Raw genomic sequence first — 14129 nt, forward strand, 5'->3', positions numbered from 1 at the left:
GATGGCCGCCAAGCCCGACGCCAAGACCAAGCTCGCGCGCTACCGCGCGATGCGCGACTTCTCCAGGACGGCCGAGCCGAGCGGCGAGGACGCGGTCAGGCCTTCCGAGCGCCGCCGCTTCGTGGTCCAGAAGCACGCCGCTTCGCGCCTGCATTACGATTTTCGCCTCGAACTCGACGGGACCTTCAAGTCCTGGGCGGTGACCCGGGGCCCGTCGATGGATCCGCATGACCGGAGGCTCGCCGTCGAGGTCGAGGACCATCCGCTCGACTACGGCGACTTCGAGGGGACCATCCCCGCAGGGCAGTACGGCGGCGGCACGGTGATGCTGTGGGATCGCGGCTACTGGGCGCCGGAACCCGGGACCGATGCCCGCCGGGGCCTCGAGAAGGGCGACCTGAAGATCGTCCTGGAGGGCGAGCGGCTGAAGGGCGGCTTCGTGCTGGTGCGCATGAAGCGCCGGCCCAAGGAGCGTCATGACAACTGGCTGCTGATCAAGCACCACGACGGCTGGGCGCTCGAGGGTCACGGCGACGCCCTGGTGGAGGGCGAGACCACATCCGTCGCCTCGGGCCGAACCATGGACCAGATCGCGGCAGGCAAGGGCAAGGGCCCGACCCGCTTCATGACCGGCAAGGCCCGCGCCGCGGCCAAGCGGGTCTGGCGGTCGAAAGGCGGCCAGGCCGAGACCGCCGCCCAGCTTCGCGCCGCCGCGCCGCCGAAGCTCCGGGCTCCCCCAGCGCTGAAGGCCGCCGGGCTGCCGGGGTTCGTGGCGCCCCAACTGGCGAAGTCCGTCGACCGGCCGCCGCACGGCGAGGGCTGGGGCCACGAGATCAAGTTCGACGGCTATCGCCTGCAACTTCGAGTCGAAGGCGGCCGCGCCACGCTGAAGACCCGCGCCGGCCTTGACTGGACGGGCAAGTTCAAGGCCATCGCCGCCGACGCTGAGGGCCTGCCGCCCTGTCTGATCGACGGCGAGGCCTGCGCCCTGGACGACCACGGCGCGCCCGATTTCGCGGCCCTGCAGGCGGCCCTGTCGGACGGCAGGACGGACGACCTGATCTTCTTCGCCTTCGACCTGTTGTTCGCCGATGGCGCCGACCTGCGGAACCTGCCGCTCGGCGAACGGAAGTCGCGGCTCAAGGCGCTTCTGGAGGCGCGGCCGAAGACCGCCAAGCGCATCCGCTATGTCGACCATTTCGAGATCGCGGGCGACGCGGTGCTGCAGTCGGCCTGCCGCATGTCCCTCGAGGGGATCGTGTCCAAGCGCCTCGACGCGCCCTACCGCTCCGGCCGCGAGGACAGTTGGCTCAAGTCCAAGTGCCGCGCGGGCCACGAGGTGGTGATCGGCGGCTGGACGGGCGAGGCAGGGCGACTTCGCGCCCTGCTGGTCGGCGTCCATCGCGGCGACAGGCTGGTCTATGTGGGCCGTGTGGGCACGGGCTTCGGCCGCGACAAGGTCGCCCGCGTGCTACCCCGGCTCGTCAGGCTGGAGACCGACAAGAGTCCGTTTTCCGGGCTGGGCGCGCCGCGCAAGGACGCCGACGTCCATTGGGCCACGCCCGACCTGGTGGCCGAGATCGAGTTCGCGGGTTTCACGGGCTCCGGCATGGTCCGTCAGGGGGCGTTCAAGGCCCTGCGCGAGGACAAGCCCGCCGAGGAGGTGGTGGCCGACACGCCTGCGCCGGTCGGCAAGGCCGCGCTTGCGCAGCCCGCGCCCAGGGCCAAGGCTGCGCCGGCCAGGAAGCCGGGGCCACCGATCGTCATGGGCGTCACCCTCTCCAATCCCGACAAGGCCCTGTGGCCGGACGGCGGCGACGGCGCGCCGGTGACCAAGCGCGACCTGGCCGAGTACCTGGAGGCCGTCGGCCCGTGGATGATGCCGCACATCAAGGGCCGGCCCTGCTCGATCGTCCGCACGCCCGACGGGATCGAAGGCGACCAGCGGTTCTTCCAGCGCCATGTGGGCAAGGGCTCCTCGGCCCTGATCTCCGAGGTCAAGGTGCTCGGCGATCACAAGCCCTACCTGGAGATCGACCGCATCGAGGCCCTGGCGGCGCTCGCCCAGTCGGGCGCCACCGAGTTTCATCCCTGGAACTGCCAGCCGTTCCAACCCGAGGTCCCGGGCCGCCTGGTCTTCGACCTCGACCCCGACGAGGCCATCCCGTTCGAGCGCGTGATCGAGGCCGCCCTTGAGGTGAAGGCGCGCCTGGAGGCGCTCGGCCTCGCAGCCTTCTGCAAGACCACCGGCGGCAAGGGCCTGCACGTGGTCACGCCGCTGAAGGACGTCGCCAAGACGCCGGGAAGCGGCAAGCTGGATTGGCCCGCCGCCAAGACCTTCGCCCAGGACCTCTGCCTGGCGATGGCGGCCGATCAGCCGGACCGCTACGTGGTCAACATGGCCAAGGCCAAGCGCGTGGGCCGCATCTTCCTCGACTACCTGCGCAACGACCGCCTCTCGACGGCGGTGGCGCCGCTGTCGCCGCGCGCGCGGCCCGGTGCGACGGTCAGCTTCCCGCTCACCTGGCGGCAGGTGAAGCCGGGGCTGGATCCCAAGGCCTTCACGGTCCGAACCGCGCCGGCGCTGCTGAAGAAGACCAGGGCCTGGGCCGACTATTGCGACGCCGAGCAGCCGCTCGCGCCCGCGATCGCCAGGCTGAAGGCGAAATAGCGCCGCGACGCCGGCCGATTCCCACGCGGAATCGGGAATTCCCAGAATTTAGAGAACGGTAATCTGTGGCCGTTAAGCACGTCCCCACGGCCATTCGCCGCTCGAATTCAGGGACGGAAACCATGAACTTCACCATCAAGGCGCGCCTGGTCGGCTCGCTCGCCGGACTCGGCGTCGGCATGCTCGCCATCGGCGCCAGCGGCTGGATCTCCACCACTGTCGGCGAGACCCGCCTGCAGTCGGTGATCAGCGACCGCGTCGAACCGATGCAGCAATTGAAGGCGGTCGCCGACAGCTACGCCGACAGCATCGTCGACGCCGCCCACAAGGTCCGCGGCGGCTCCTACACCGCGTCCAAGGCCCTGCAGCAGATCGCCCAGGCCCGCGAGACGATCAAGACCCAGTGGAAGGGCTACCGGGAGACCCAAATGGCCGGCGACGAGCTGGCGCTGGCCAGGAAGGTCGAGGCCGGCTTTCCGGCGGCGGACGCCGCGACGGACCGCCTGGTGGCGATCCTGAACACCGGGGACGCCGCGGCCCTGGCGGACTTCAACGACCACGGCCTCTATCCGGCGATCGATCCGGTGTCGGGCGCGGTCGGCGACCTCGTCGATCTGCAGATGCGCGTCGCCCGCCAGGACGGCGAGGCCGCCGCCAAGGCCGCCAGGCTGGCGCTGACGATCATGGGCGTCATCGCCGCCATCGCCGCGGCCATGCTGGCCTTCGCCAGCCACGTGGTGATCAACCAGGTGTCCAAGCCCCTGTTGCGGATCGCCGAGGCGATGCGCAAGCTGGCCGGCGGCGACAACTCGGTGGAGATCCCCGGCGCCGACCGCCACGACGAGCTCGGCCAGATGGCCGGCACGGTGCAGGTCTTCAAGGACAGCGCCATCGCCAAGATCAAGGCCGACGCCGAGGCCGTCGAGGCCAAGGAACGCGCCGAGCAGGAACGCCGCGCCGCGGGCGAAGCCGCCATCGCTCGCGAGCAGGCCTCCGTCGTGTCGGTGTTCGGCGCCGCCATGGAGAAGCTGTCGGCCGGCGACCTGACCTACCGGGTCAACGACGACCTGGCCCCGGCCTACGAAAAGCTGCGCGAGGACTTCAACGGCTCCATGGCCAAGCTGGAAAAGACCATGGGCGTCATCGTCGGCAACGCCGGGGGCATCCACTCCGGCAGCCATGAAATCAGCGTCGCCTCCGACGACCTGTCGCGGCGCACCGAACAGCAGGCGGCGAGCCTGGAGGAGACCGCCGCGGCGCTCGAGCAGATCACCGCCACCGTGCGCAAGACCGCCGAGGGCGCCAAGGAGACCCGCGACGTGGTCTCCTCCGCCAAGAGCGGCGCGGAGACCGGCGGCCAGGTCGTCGCCCAGGCCATGACCGCCATGGGCGAGATCGAGGGCTCGGCCCAGCAGATCAGCCAGATCATCGGCGTCATCGACGAGATCGCCTTCCAGACCAACCTCCTGGCGCTCAACGCGGGCGTCGAGGCGGCGCGCGCCGGCGACGCCGGCAAGGGCTTCGCGGTGGTGGCCTCCGAGGTGCGGGCCCTGGCCCAGCGCTCCGCCGACGCCGCCAAGGAGATCAAGGCCCTGATCTCCGACTCCACGGCCAAGGTCGGCCAGGGCGTCAAGCTGGTCGGCGAGACCGGCCAGGCGCTGGAGCGGATCGTCGAGGAGGTCGGCCGCATCAACGCCCTGGTGGAGGAGATCGCCTCCGCCGCCCAGGAGCAGGCCACGGGCCTGGCCCAGGTCAATGTCGCGGTGAACCAGATGGACCAGGTCACCCAGCAGAACGCCGCCATGGTCGAGGAATCCACCGCCGCCAGCCACGCCCTGTCGCAGGAGGCGACCAACCTCTCCGACCTGATGGGCCAGTTCCGGCTGAGCCCCGACCACGCCCAGCCGGCGCGGTCGCGCGGCGCGCCGGCGCCCCGCCATCCCGTCCACGCCGCCCAGACGCGGGTCGCGCAGATGATCTCCACAGATCAGGCCCGGCCGTCCGAATGGTCGGAGTTCTGAGCATGGCCGGCGCCCTCGACGTCAGCCCCGGCCACGAACTGATCATCGTCGAGATCAGCGGCCAGCGGTTCGCCATCGACATCATGTCGGTGCGCGAGATCCGCGGCTGGTGCGCCTCCACCCGCCTGCCGCAGGCGCCGGCCCACGTGCTGGGGATGATCAACCTGCGGGGCTCCGTCCTGCCGGTGGTCGACTTCAGCTCGCGGCTGGGCCTCGGCGAAAGCGAGCCCAACACCGCCTCGGTGGTGATCGTCGCCGAGGTCGGGGACCGCCTGGTCGGCCTGATGGTCGACGCGGTCTGCGACATCCTCACCCTGGGCGAGGGCATGCTGCAACCGGCCCCGGACCTCGGCGCCCCGCGCGTCCACGAGTTCGTCCGCGGCGTGATCACCACCCAGGGCGGGATCGTCACCCTCCTGTCCCTGGAGGCCGTGATCCCCGACGGCGAACCGCTCGCCGCCTAGGGGCGGCCCGGCGGCGGCCGCCTTGCCCCCCGGCGCGGCCGCCGTTCGCGCATCCGCCCTCGACCGTACCGGTCTTCCGAGACACAATCGCGCAACAGCCGCGCTCTAGAGACCGGCCAAAGCACAAGGGGGGATTACGGATGATCGTTCGCCGCCAACTGGCCTGCGCCATGCTCGCGCTGAGCGCGCTCAGCCTACCGCTGGCCGCCGCCGCGCAGGACGCCGCGCCGACCGTCAAGCTCAAGCAAGGGGCCCTAAAGGGCGCAGTCGTCGAGGGCGTCGAGGAATTCTGGGGCATCCCCTACGCCGCCCCGCCGGTGGGCGAGCTGCGCTGGAAGCCGCCGGCCGCCGCGCCGGTCTGGACCGGGGAGCGCGACGCGACCAAGGCCGGCGCCTCCTGCCAGCCGACCCAGAAGGGCGAATATACCGAGGACTGCCTGTTCGCGAACGTCACCCGCCCGGCGGGCGCCAAGCCGGGCGCGAAGCTGCCGGTGCTGGTCTGGATCCACGGCGGCGGCTTCACCATCGGCTCGGCCACCGGCGCTTTCGGGGCCCAGACCGACGGCATCCAGTTCGCCAAGGACGGGGTGATCACCGTCTCGGTCAGCTATCGCCTGGGCCGCGCGGGCTGGTTCGCCCACCCGGCGCTCTGCAAGGAAGGCCCCTGCGGCAACTACGGCTACATGGACCAGATCGCGGCGCTGAAGTGGGTGCAGGCCAACATCGCCTCGTTCGGCGGCGACCCCCGGAACGTCACCATCGCCGGCGAGAGCGCGGGCGGCATCTCGGTGCTGGAGCTGATGCTGGCGCCCGACGCGCGCGGGACCTTCCAGAAGGCGATCGGCGAGTCGAGCTTCGGCCGGCTGGAGCCCACCTCCATGGCCGACGCCCAGGCCGCGGGCGTGAAGGCGGCGTCGGCCGCCGGGGTCAGCGGCGAGGACGCCGCGGCCGCCGCGGCGCTGCGCAAGCTGCCGCTCAGCGCCATGCCCTACACCGGCCCCTTCACCTCCCGCGCCGGCCCGATCCTCGACGGCCGCTATGTGCAGGGCGGCATCTACGAAGGCTTTGCGGCCGGCAAGCAGGCCAAGATCCCGCTGATGATCGGCGGCAACTCCAACGAGGCCAGCCTGTTCCGGCCGCAGCCCGCGGCGCTGGACGCCATCCCCGATGCGCGCAAGGCCGCCGCCCTGGCCGCCTTCGATCCCAAGGGGACCGGCAACAAGGCCCAGATCGTCAACGACATGGCCACGCGCCAGTACATCACCGAACCGGACCGCGCGATCAGCCGCGCCCAATCCAAGACCGGCCAGCCGGTCTACACCTACTACTTCTCCTACGTGAGCCCGGGTGCGAAGGCCCAGTTGCCTTACGGCGCGCCGCACACCGCCGAGATCAAGTACGCCTTCGCCGGGCCCAAGCAGCAGTTCGCCGAGGTCGACCTGCCGCTGGCCAAGGCCGTCAACGCCTACTGGGCGGCCTTCATCAAGAGCGGCGCCCCGGACAGCGCCGGCGGCCCGGCCTGGCCGAAGTTCGCGCCCAACGAGACCTACATGGAGTTCGGCGCCGACGGCCCGTCGCCGCACGACCATTTCCTGAAGGCCCAGCTCGACTGGCAGGAAGCCAATGTGAAGGCCGGCGCCGGGGCGTCGCCGACGGCGTCGAAGTAGTGCGTCAGCCCGAATATCCGTCCGCCACATAGACCCGCGACGTCGAGCTGGCGTCGCGGATCGGCAGGATAGCGGCGTAGGCCGGCGATGAGCGCCAGGCCAGCGCCGCGGCGCGGTCGGGGAACTCCAGGATGACGATGCGGCCGGGCGGCTCGCCTTCGATGGCCTCGGTCGCGCCGCTGCGCACGACATAGCGCCCGCCGAACGGCTCCAGGGTCGGCGGGACCTGGACCACATAGGTCTGGAAGGTCGCCGGGTCGCTGACCCAGATCTCGTTGACCACATAGGCCGCCATGGCGCGCTCCTCGACCGGAGCCGCAGCCTAACGACCAATATTTCCTTCGTCATTCCCGGCCTTGTGCCGGGAACCCATAGACTCCGAGGTGAAGAAGAGCCGCGGCGGCGCCCGAGATCTGTTGGCATCGCCGGCGACTATGGATTCCCGGGACAAGCCCGGGAATGACGATCAAGAAGGAAGCGGGCTCGTCACCGAGTGATCGGTCTACGCCCGCTTCTTGGCCGGGGCCTTGCGGGCGGGCGCCTTCTTGGCCGCGGCGGCGGGCTTGCGGCGCTCGCCGCCGGTCTGGCCCAGGCTGCGCTTCAGCGCTTCCATCAGGTCGATGACCTCGGCCTCCCTGGGCTCCTCGGGCGCTTCGACGGTGTGGCCCTTCTGCTTTTCCTTGATCAGGGCCCTGAGCGCGTCCTCGTAACGGTCGTTGAACTGGCTGGGGTCGAAGGGGCCCTCCAGTTGGTCGATGATCTTGGCGGCGATGTCGACCATCTGGGCCGGCGGCTTGACCGCCTTGATGTGCGCGAAGATCTCGTCGGCGGCGCGCACCTCGCTGGCGTTGCGCAGGGTGTAGGCGACGATGCCCTTGTCGTGCGGCTCCAGGGCCATCAGCCGCTCGCGCTGGTGCATGACCAGGCGGCCGAGCGCCACCTTCCCGGCCGTCTTCATGGCCTCCCGGATCACGGCGAAGGCCTCGGCGGCGATGTCGCCGTCGGGGGCCAGGAAATAGGGGTCGTTCCAGTAGAGGCGGTCGATGTCGTCGTCATCGACGAAGCGCTCGATGTCGAGGGTGCGGGTGGTCTCCAGCCGGACGTTCTCCAGCTCCTCGCCGGTGACCACCACGTAGCGGCCCTTCTCGATCTCGTAGCCCTTGACGATATCGGCGCGCTCCACGGGCCCGGTCTCGGGATCGGTCGGGATCATCCGGATGCGGTTGTGCGTCGCCTTGGAGAGCATGTTGAAATGCACCTCGCCGCCGCGCGAGGTGGCCGTGTAGAGCGCCACGGGGCAGCTCACCAGCGAAAGCCGCAGGTAGCCCTGCCAGGTCGGACGAGTGGCCATGGTCGCGATCCCCTTCAACGGAGTTGAGGAAACGCGGCCGACCGGGATTCAGTTCGGGCCGGCGGCTTCCATCGCGCCGTCCAGCGCCCCGGAGTTCCGGTCGGCGCCTTCCACCCGGGCGTCCTCGCCACGCCACGCGTGCACCTCGTGGCAGACCGGACAGCGGAACGACCGCGGCTCGACAATCGCGGATAGCGCGAAATCCTGGGTGCGGTGTCCGGTGGGGACCTCCGCGCCGGTCGTCGGGCAGTCGATGATGATCCTGGGCATGCAACCCTAACGGATTCAAACGGATAAGGTTGCCTGCCGAACCTAAGCTTCAGTCTCCGGGCGGCGGGCGGAAACCGCCGAATTCCCGCTCCGCCAACGCGGCGAAACCGAGGGTTGTGCGGTCCGCGGGGTAGGGCGACCGGTTCCGCCGCGGTCCCCAACGGTCTTCCTTCTTGATCGTCTTTCCCGGGACAAGGCCGGGAATGACAGAAGAAATGGTGGAATTACAACGAGCTGATTGGGCCGTCAGCCTAGACGACCTGGCCGGCCGCCTGGGTGCGGTGGGGGCTGTCCACCGACCAGATCTTCTCGATGTTGTAGAAGCTGCGGACCTCGGGGCGGAACAGGTGGATGATCACGTCGCCGGTGTCGATCAGCACCCAGTCGCAGTGCGGCAGGCCCTCGACCCGGGCGCGGCCGTAGCCTTCGTCCTTCAGGGCGCGCAACAGATGGTCGGCCATGGCGCCGACATGGCGGTGCGAACGCCCGGAGGCGACCACCAGACCGTCGGCGACGGCGGACTTGCCCTTGAGGTCGATGAATACAACATCCTGCGCCTTGTCGTCGTCCAGGCGGCTCAGGATCATGTCCTCCAGGGCGCGGATGCGGTCCCCAACAGGACGGGCGGGATCTTCCGAAGGCTTGGGGCCTTCGTGCGCACGGGGCGCAGCTTCACGGGTCAGCGGGGTGCTCCTTTGAAATCCTCGCGAGAGGGACCCTAGCACGGGCAGGGGCCCTGGTCAGCCGCCCATCAGGGCCTGAGCCGTTTCAGCCTTTCCCGCAGCGCCGTGGAGCTGAGGAAATTGAACCGGCCGAACAGGAACACCCAGGCGGGCGGCTTGGCGTCGGCCAGCCGGAGCGCCGCGGTCGACGGCAGGCGATAGGACGCGAAGCGCAGGGCGGCGGGCGAAAACCGGCTCTTCAGCGAGATCCACGGGCGCGAGACCACCGCCACCGGCGTCTCGCGCATGATCTGCACCCAGCCGCGCCAGCGGTGGAAGCTCGCCAGGCTGTCGGCGCCCATGATCCAGACGAACTTCACCCCCGGAAACCGGCGCTTCAGGGCGCGGACCGTGTCGATGGTGTAGGCGCTGCCCAGCCGGCTCTCGACGTCGGAGACGATCATCCCCGGCCCCTTGGCCAGGCTCCGGGCGCCGGCCATCCGTTCGGCGAGGTCCGCGGTCTCGTGGCGGGTCTTGAGCGGGTTCTGCGGCGAGACCAGCCAGATCACCCGATCGAGGTTCAGCCGCCGCTTGGCCGTCTCGGCCACGTGGGCGTGGCCCTCGTGCGCAGGGTTGAACGAGCCGCCATAGAGGCCCACACGCATTCCGGGCGTCAGATGGAATCCGGGCCGGAGCGCGGCCGGGCGTCCCCCGTCAGGGACGCGTCTGGCCGGTCCCGCGGACCACATATTTGTAGGTCGTCAGTTGCTCCGCGCCCACCGGACCGCGGGCGTGCAGGCGGTCGGTGGCGATGCCGATCTCGGCGCCGAAGCCGAACTCCGCCCCGTCAGCGAACTGGGTTGAGGCGTTGACCAGGACGATGGCCGAATCCACCAGCGCCACGAAGCGTTCGGCCGCCGCCCCGTCCTCGGCAACGATGGCGTCGGTGTGGGCCGAGCCGTGGGCCGCGATGTGGGCTGCGGCGCCCTCGACCCCGTCCACGACAGCGACGCTGATGATCGGCGCCAGGTATTCAGTGGACCAGTCGCCCTCGCTGGCCTCGGCCATGCCGGGGACCAGCGAGCGGGCCCGCGCATCGCCGCGCAGCTCGCAGCCGGCGGCGCGCAGGGCCTCGGCCACCGGCGGCAACAGGCGCTGGGCGTCGGCGGAATCGACCAGCAGGGTCTCGGCCGCCCCGCAGACCGACACCCGGCGCATCTTGGCGTTCACGGCGATGGCGACGGCCTTGTCGAGGTCGGCGCTGGCGTGGAGGAAGACGTGGTTGATCCCCTCCAGGTGGCCCAGCACCGGGGCGCGGGCCTCGGCCTGCACGCGGGCCACCAGGCTCTTGCCGCCGCGCGGAATGATCAGGTTCACCGCGCCCTCGAGGCCGCCGAGGATCAGGCCCACGGCCGCACGGTCGGCGGTGGCCACCACCTGCACACAGGTCCGCGGCAGGCCGGCGGCGGCCAACCCCTTGGCGACGGCCGCGTGGATGGCGAGGTTTGAGGCCAGGCACTCCGAACCGCCTCGCAGGATCGCCGCATTGCCCGAGCGCACGCAGAGCGCCGCGGCGTCGGCGGTCACGTTGGGGCGGCTCTCGTAGATGATGGCGATGACCCCGATGGGCGTGCGGACACGGGCGATGTCCAGGCCGTTGGGCCGGTCCCAGCGGTCCATCTCCGCGCCCAGCGGATCCTTGATCGCCGCCACGGTCTCGACGCCCTCGGCCATGGCCTCGACGCGGGGCCCGTCCAGCAGCAGGCGGTCGATCATGGCGGGGGTCAGGCCGGCGGCCTGGGCGGCGGCGACGTCGCGGGCGTTGGCGGCCAGGATGTCGGCGGCGGCGGCGCGGATCGCCTCCGCCATCGCCGCGAGGGCGCGGGTGCGGGTCGCCGCGTCGGACAGGCGCAGCGCCGCGGCGGCCTCGTGGGCCGCTCGCCCCATCGCGCTCATCTGCGCCTGCAAGCTCGCGCCGCCGTCGTCCATCCGGACCCCATTTGCTCAGACTGAGCCTTACCTAGCGGGTTTAACTCCTCTCCCCAAGCGGCTCCTCTCCCGAGCAGAGCGAGCGAGGGACGAGGTAGGGAGAGCGCGGCTTGCGAGGCGGGGGAGCCCCGACGATCGGTCGAGGGCCTTCGCCGCACCATCGGAAGAGACTGACAGCGTGCCGCCGGCCCTCTCCCTACCCTCTCCCTCTCGGCTTCGCCGGAGGAGAGGAGTCAGGTTCTCACGAACGGCAGGCTGGTCGTCGGGGGCCGGCCCATGGCCAGGAGCGCATTGGCGACCGCCGGTCCGATCACCGGCGTGCCGGGTTCGCCGACCCCGCTGGGCGGAGCGCCGGAGGGGACGATGTAGGTCTCCACCGTCGGGGCCTCGTTGTGGCGCAGCACCCGGTAGGCGTCGAAGTTGCGTTGCTGCGCGGCCCCGTCCTTCAGGGTGATTTCGCCGAACAGGGCGGCCGACAGGCCGTAGCAGGTCCCGCCCTCCATCTGGGCGGCGATCTGGTCCGGCGCGATGGCGGCGCCGCAGTCGATGGCGGTGACCACCCGGCCGACGCGCGGCTCGCCGTTGACCAGTTTCACTTCCGCCACCTGGGCCACCACCGAGCCGAAGCTCTCGTGCACGGCCACGCCGCGCGTCCAGCCGGCGGGCGCCGGGCTTTCCCAGCCCGCCTTGGCGGCGGCCAGGTTGAGGACCGCCAGATGCCGGTCCGCGCCGGCCTTGGCATAGAGGGCGCGGCGATAGTCCACCGGGTCCTTGCCTGCCTTCCGGGCGAGCTGGTCGATGGTGTGCTCCATGGCGAAGGCGGTGTGGGTCGCCCCCACCGAGCGCCACCACAGCACCGGAACGGCGGCGTCGGGATGGATCGCCTGGCCGTCGACCACGGGCGTGGCCTTCAGGTAGGGCGAGCCCTTGGCGCCCTCCACCGAGGTCGGGTCCAGGCCGCCGCCGCCCAGGGGCGAGCCCTTGCTCAGCGACTGGGTGACGATGCGGTGGCGCCAGGTGGCGGGATAGCCGTCCTTGTCGACGCTCACCCGCACCGCGTGGTGGACCAGCGGGCGGTAGTAGCCGGCGGTCATGTCGTCCTCGCGGGTCCAGACCAGCTTCACCGGCCGGCCCTTGCCCACATGCTTGGCGATGTGGACGCACTCGGCGACGTAGTCGGATTGGTAGTTGGCGCGCCGGCCGAAGCTGCCGCCGGCGAACAGGATCTCGATCTCGACGGCGCCGGGCAGGGTTCCCACGATCTTGGCGGTGTTGACCTGGTCCAGGGTGGGAATCTGCGAGCCGTGGATCAGCTTGGCGTGATGGCCGTCGACGACGGCCACGCAGTTCATCGGCTCCATCGTGGCGTGGGCGAGGAAGGGGAAGTCGTAGGTGACCTCCAGCGCCGCCGGGTCCGAGGCGGCCCGGGCCGCGTCGCCGCGCGCCTCGAAGGGATACCACTTCAGGCTGGCCCCGGTGGGCAGGGGCTTGCTCGCCAGCGCCGTCCATTCGGCGCGAAGCTGGTCCGAGCCGCGCTTGTCGGCCTTGGTCTCGTCCCAGGTCACCACCAGGGCGTCGCGGCCTTGGCGCGCGGCGTAGGTGGTCTTGGCGACCACGGCCACGCCGCCGGGGATCTGGAAGACATCCACCACGCCCGGGACCTTCTTCGCGGCGGTCGCGTCGAAGCTCGCGACCCTGGCGCCGAACTTCGGCGGGTGCGCCACCATGGCTGTCAGCATGTTCGGCAGGCGGACGTCCTGGGTGAAGCGGGCGGTCCCGCTGGACTTGACGGCGGAGTCCTTGCGCCGGACACGGTCGGTCCCGATCAGGGTGAAGGCCTTGGGGTCCTTCAGCGCCGGCCTCTGCGGCGGGGGCACCTTGCCGGCGGCGGCGAGCAGCTCGCCGAAGTGCGCCTGCCTGCCGCTGGCCGCGTGGCTGACGACGCCGTCCTTCACCGAGACCTCGCCGGCCGGCGCGTTCCAGGCGGCGGCGGCGGCCTGCACGAACATCGCGCGGCCCGCCGCGCCGGCGTTGCGAAGCTGCATCCAGCTATTGGAGATCGCCGAGGAGCCGCCGGTCCCCTGCATGCCGAAGCCGGTGTTGGCGTAGACCGAGGCGTTGGCCGGCGACTGCTCGACCTTCACCTTGTCCCAGTCGGCGTCCATCTCCTCGGCGGCGATGGCGGCCAGGCCCGCGTGGCTGCCCTGGCCGAACTCGATATGCTTTGAAACCACGGTCACGGTTCCATCGGCGGCGACCTTGATGAACGGGCCGAAGGCGCCGAAGTCGTGGGCCGCGCCGATGCTCATGACCTTGCCGATGGTCTGGGGCGAGCAGCCGATCAGCAGGGCGCCGCCCGCCAGGGTCGCGCCGATGCCCAGCGCCTGGCGCCGCGTCGGGACGGGTTCGAGGGCTGTGAGGTTCCGGAGGAGCTGGTTCATGGCGGTCCCTCTCAGGCCTTGGCTGCGGCAGGCTTGGCGACCGGCTGCCCAGAGGCTTCCTTGATCGCGGCGTGGATCCGCTGGTAGGTCCCGCAGCGGCAGATGTTGCCGCTCATCGCCGCGTCGATCTGAGCGTCGGTGGGCCTGGGCGTCTGGGCCAGCAGGGCCGCGGCGCTCATCAGCTGGCCCGACTGGCAGTAGCCGCACTGCGGCACGTCGTTCTTCACCCAGGCGACCTGCAGCGGATGGTTGCCGCCCAGGCTCTCGACCGTGGTGATCTTGGCCGTCGTCAGGGCGGCGATCGGCGTCGAGCAGGACCGGATCGGCTGGCCGTCGGCCAGCACCGTGCAGGCGCCGCACTGGGCGATGCCGCAGCCGTACTTGGTCCCGGTCAGGCCGAGCTCGTCGCGCAGCACCCAGAGCAACGGCGTCTCAGGGCTCGCCTCCACCGGCACGGCCCTGCCGTTCACGTTCAGCGTCGCAGTCATGGTCTCAGGATCCTTCCGGCGAGTCCGCGACGCATCCTAACAATGTTCAGACTGCGGGGTAAATGAGGCCGGCGTGGCGTGCGACGGCGGCCTCGGTTATTCAGA

Annotated in this window: 12 protein-coding genes; 4 read left to right on the top strand and 8 right to left on the bottom strand. The window is 70.8% G+C overall.

Translation table 11 applies throughout. The annotated features are described in order from the left end of the window. Position 1: 1 nt before the first annotated feature. The 4 genes from ligD to VNW53_RS04515 all read left to right on the top strand — a co-directional run bounded on the left by ligD (position 2) and on the right by VNW53_RS04515 (position 6823). On the top strand, positions 2 to 2671 hold the full coding sequence (ligD, locus tag VNW53_RS04500; RefSeq protein ID WP_325553893.1) for a DNA ligase D: 2670 nt from the start codon (positions 2 to 4) through the stop codon (positions 2669 to 2671). Positions 2672 to 2793: 122 nt separating this feature from the next. After that, a complete protein-coding gene (locus tag VNW53_RS04505) occupies positions 2794 to 4692 on the top strand; it encodes a methyl-accepting chemotaxis protein (RefSeq protein WP_325553894.1) in 1899 nt (632 codons plus the stop codon). Between the two features lie 2 nt (positions 4693 to 4694). After that, positions 4695 to 5156, top strand: a complete 462-nt coding sequence (locus tag VNW53_RS04510) for a chemotaxis protein CheW (RefSeq protein ID WP_325553895.1) — start codon at positions 4695 to 4697, stop codon at positions 5154 to 5156. A 140-nt stretch (positions 5157 to 5296) separates the two neighbouring features. Then, positions 5297 to 6823, top strand: coding sequence for a carboxylesterase/lipase family protein (locus VNW53_RS04515; protein ID WP_325553896.1), 1527 nt, complete (start codon positions 5297 to 5299; stop codon positions 6821 to 6823). A gap of 4 nt (positions 6824 to 6827) precedes the next feature. Here the strand turns inward: VNW53_RS04515 and VNW53_RS04520 are convergent, their stop codons facing one another. From VNW53_RS04520 to VNW53_RS04555, 8 genes are all read right to left on the bottom strand, one after another. Next, positions 6828 to 7118 (bottom strand): DUF1330 domain-containing protein, encoded by a 291-nt coding sequence (locus VNW53_RS04520; RefSeq protein WP_325553897.1) that lies wholly within the window; start codon positions 7116 to 7118, stop codon positions 6828 to 6830. A 207-nt stretch (positions 7119 to 7325) separates the two neighbouring features. Then, entirely contained in the window at positions 7326 to 8174 is an 849-nt protein-coding gene (locus VNW53_RS04525; RefSeq protein ID WP_325553898.1) for a Ku protein, read from the bottom strand. Between the two features lie 48 nt (positions 8175 to 8222). Next, positions 8223 to 8444: a hypothetical protein gene (locus VNW53_RS04530; RefSeq protein WP_325553899.1), complete on the bottom strand. Its 222-nt coding sequence runs from the start codon at positions 8442 to 8444 to the stop codon at positions 8223 to 8225. 251 nt (positions 8445 to 8695) lie between these two features. Beyond that, positions 8696 to 9127: a ribosome silencing factor gene (gene rsfS / locus VNW53_RS04535; RefSeq protein WP_414693242.1), complete on the bottom strand. Its 432-nt coding sequence runs from the start codon at positions 9125 to 9127 to the stop codon at positions 8696 to 8698. 68 nt (positions 9128 to 9195) lie between these two features. Next, positions 9196 to 9855 (bottom strand): nicotinate-nucleotide adenylyltransferase, encoded by a 660-nt coding sequence (locus VNW53_RS04540; RefSeq protein ID WP_325553901.1) that lies wholly within the window; start codon positions 9853 to 9855, stop codon positions 9196 to 9198. Then, entirely contained in the window at positions 9821 to 11095 is a 1275-nt protein-coding gene (locus tag VNW53_RS04545) for a glutamate-5-semialdehyde dehydrogenase (RefSeq protein WP_325553902.1), read from the bottom strand. Before VNW53_RS04545 ends, VNW53_RS04540 begins: the two co-directional genes overlap by 35 nt. Positions 11096 to 11328: 233 nt before the next feature. Further along, entirely contained in the window at positions 11329 to 13536 is a 2208-nt protein-coding gene (locus VNW53_RS04550; protein WP_325553903.1) for a xanthine dehydrogenase family protein molybdopterin-binding subunit, read from the bottom strand. Positions 13537 to 13547: 11 nt separating this feature from the next. Beyond that, complete coding sequence (locus VNW53_RS04555) at positions 13548 to 14024, bottom strand: (2Fe-2S)-binding protein (RefSeq protein ID WP_325553904.1); 477 nt, start codon at positions 14022 to 14024, stop codon at positions 13548 to 13550. Positions 14025 to 14129: the final 105 nt, after the last annotated feature.

This window comes from Phenylobacterium sp. (genome assembly GCF_035569475.1).
Classification (GTDB): domain Bacteria; phylum Pseudomonadota; class Alphaproteobacteria; order Caulobacterales; family Caulobacteraceae; genus Phenylobacterium.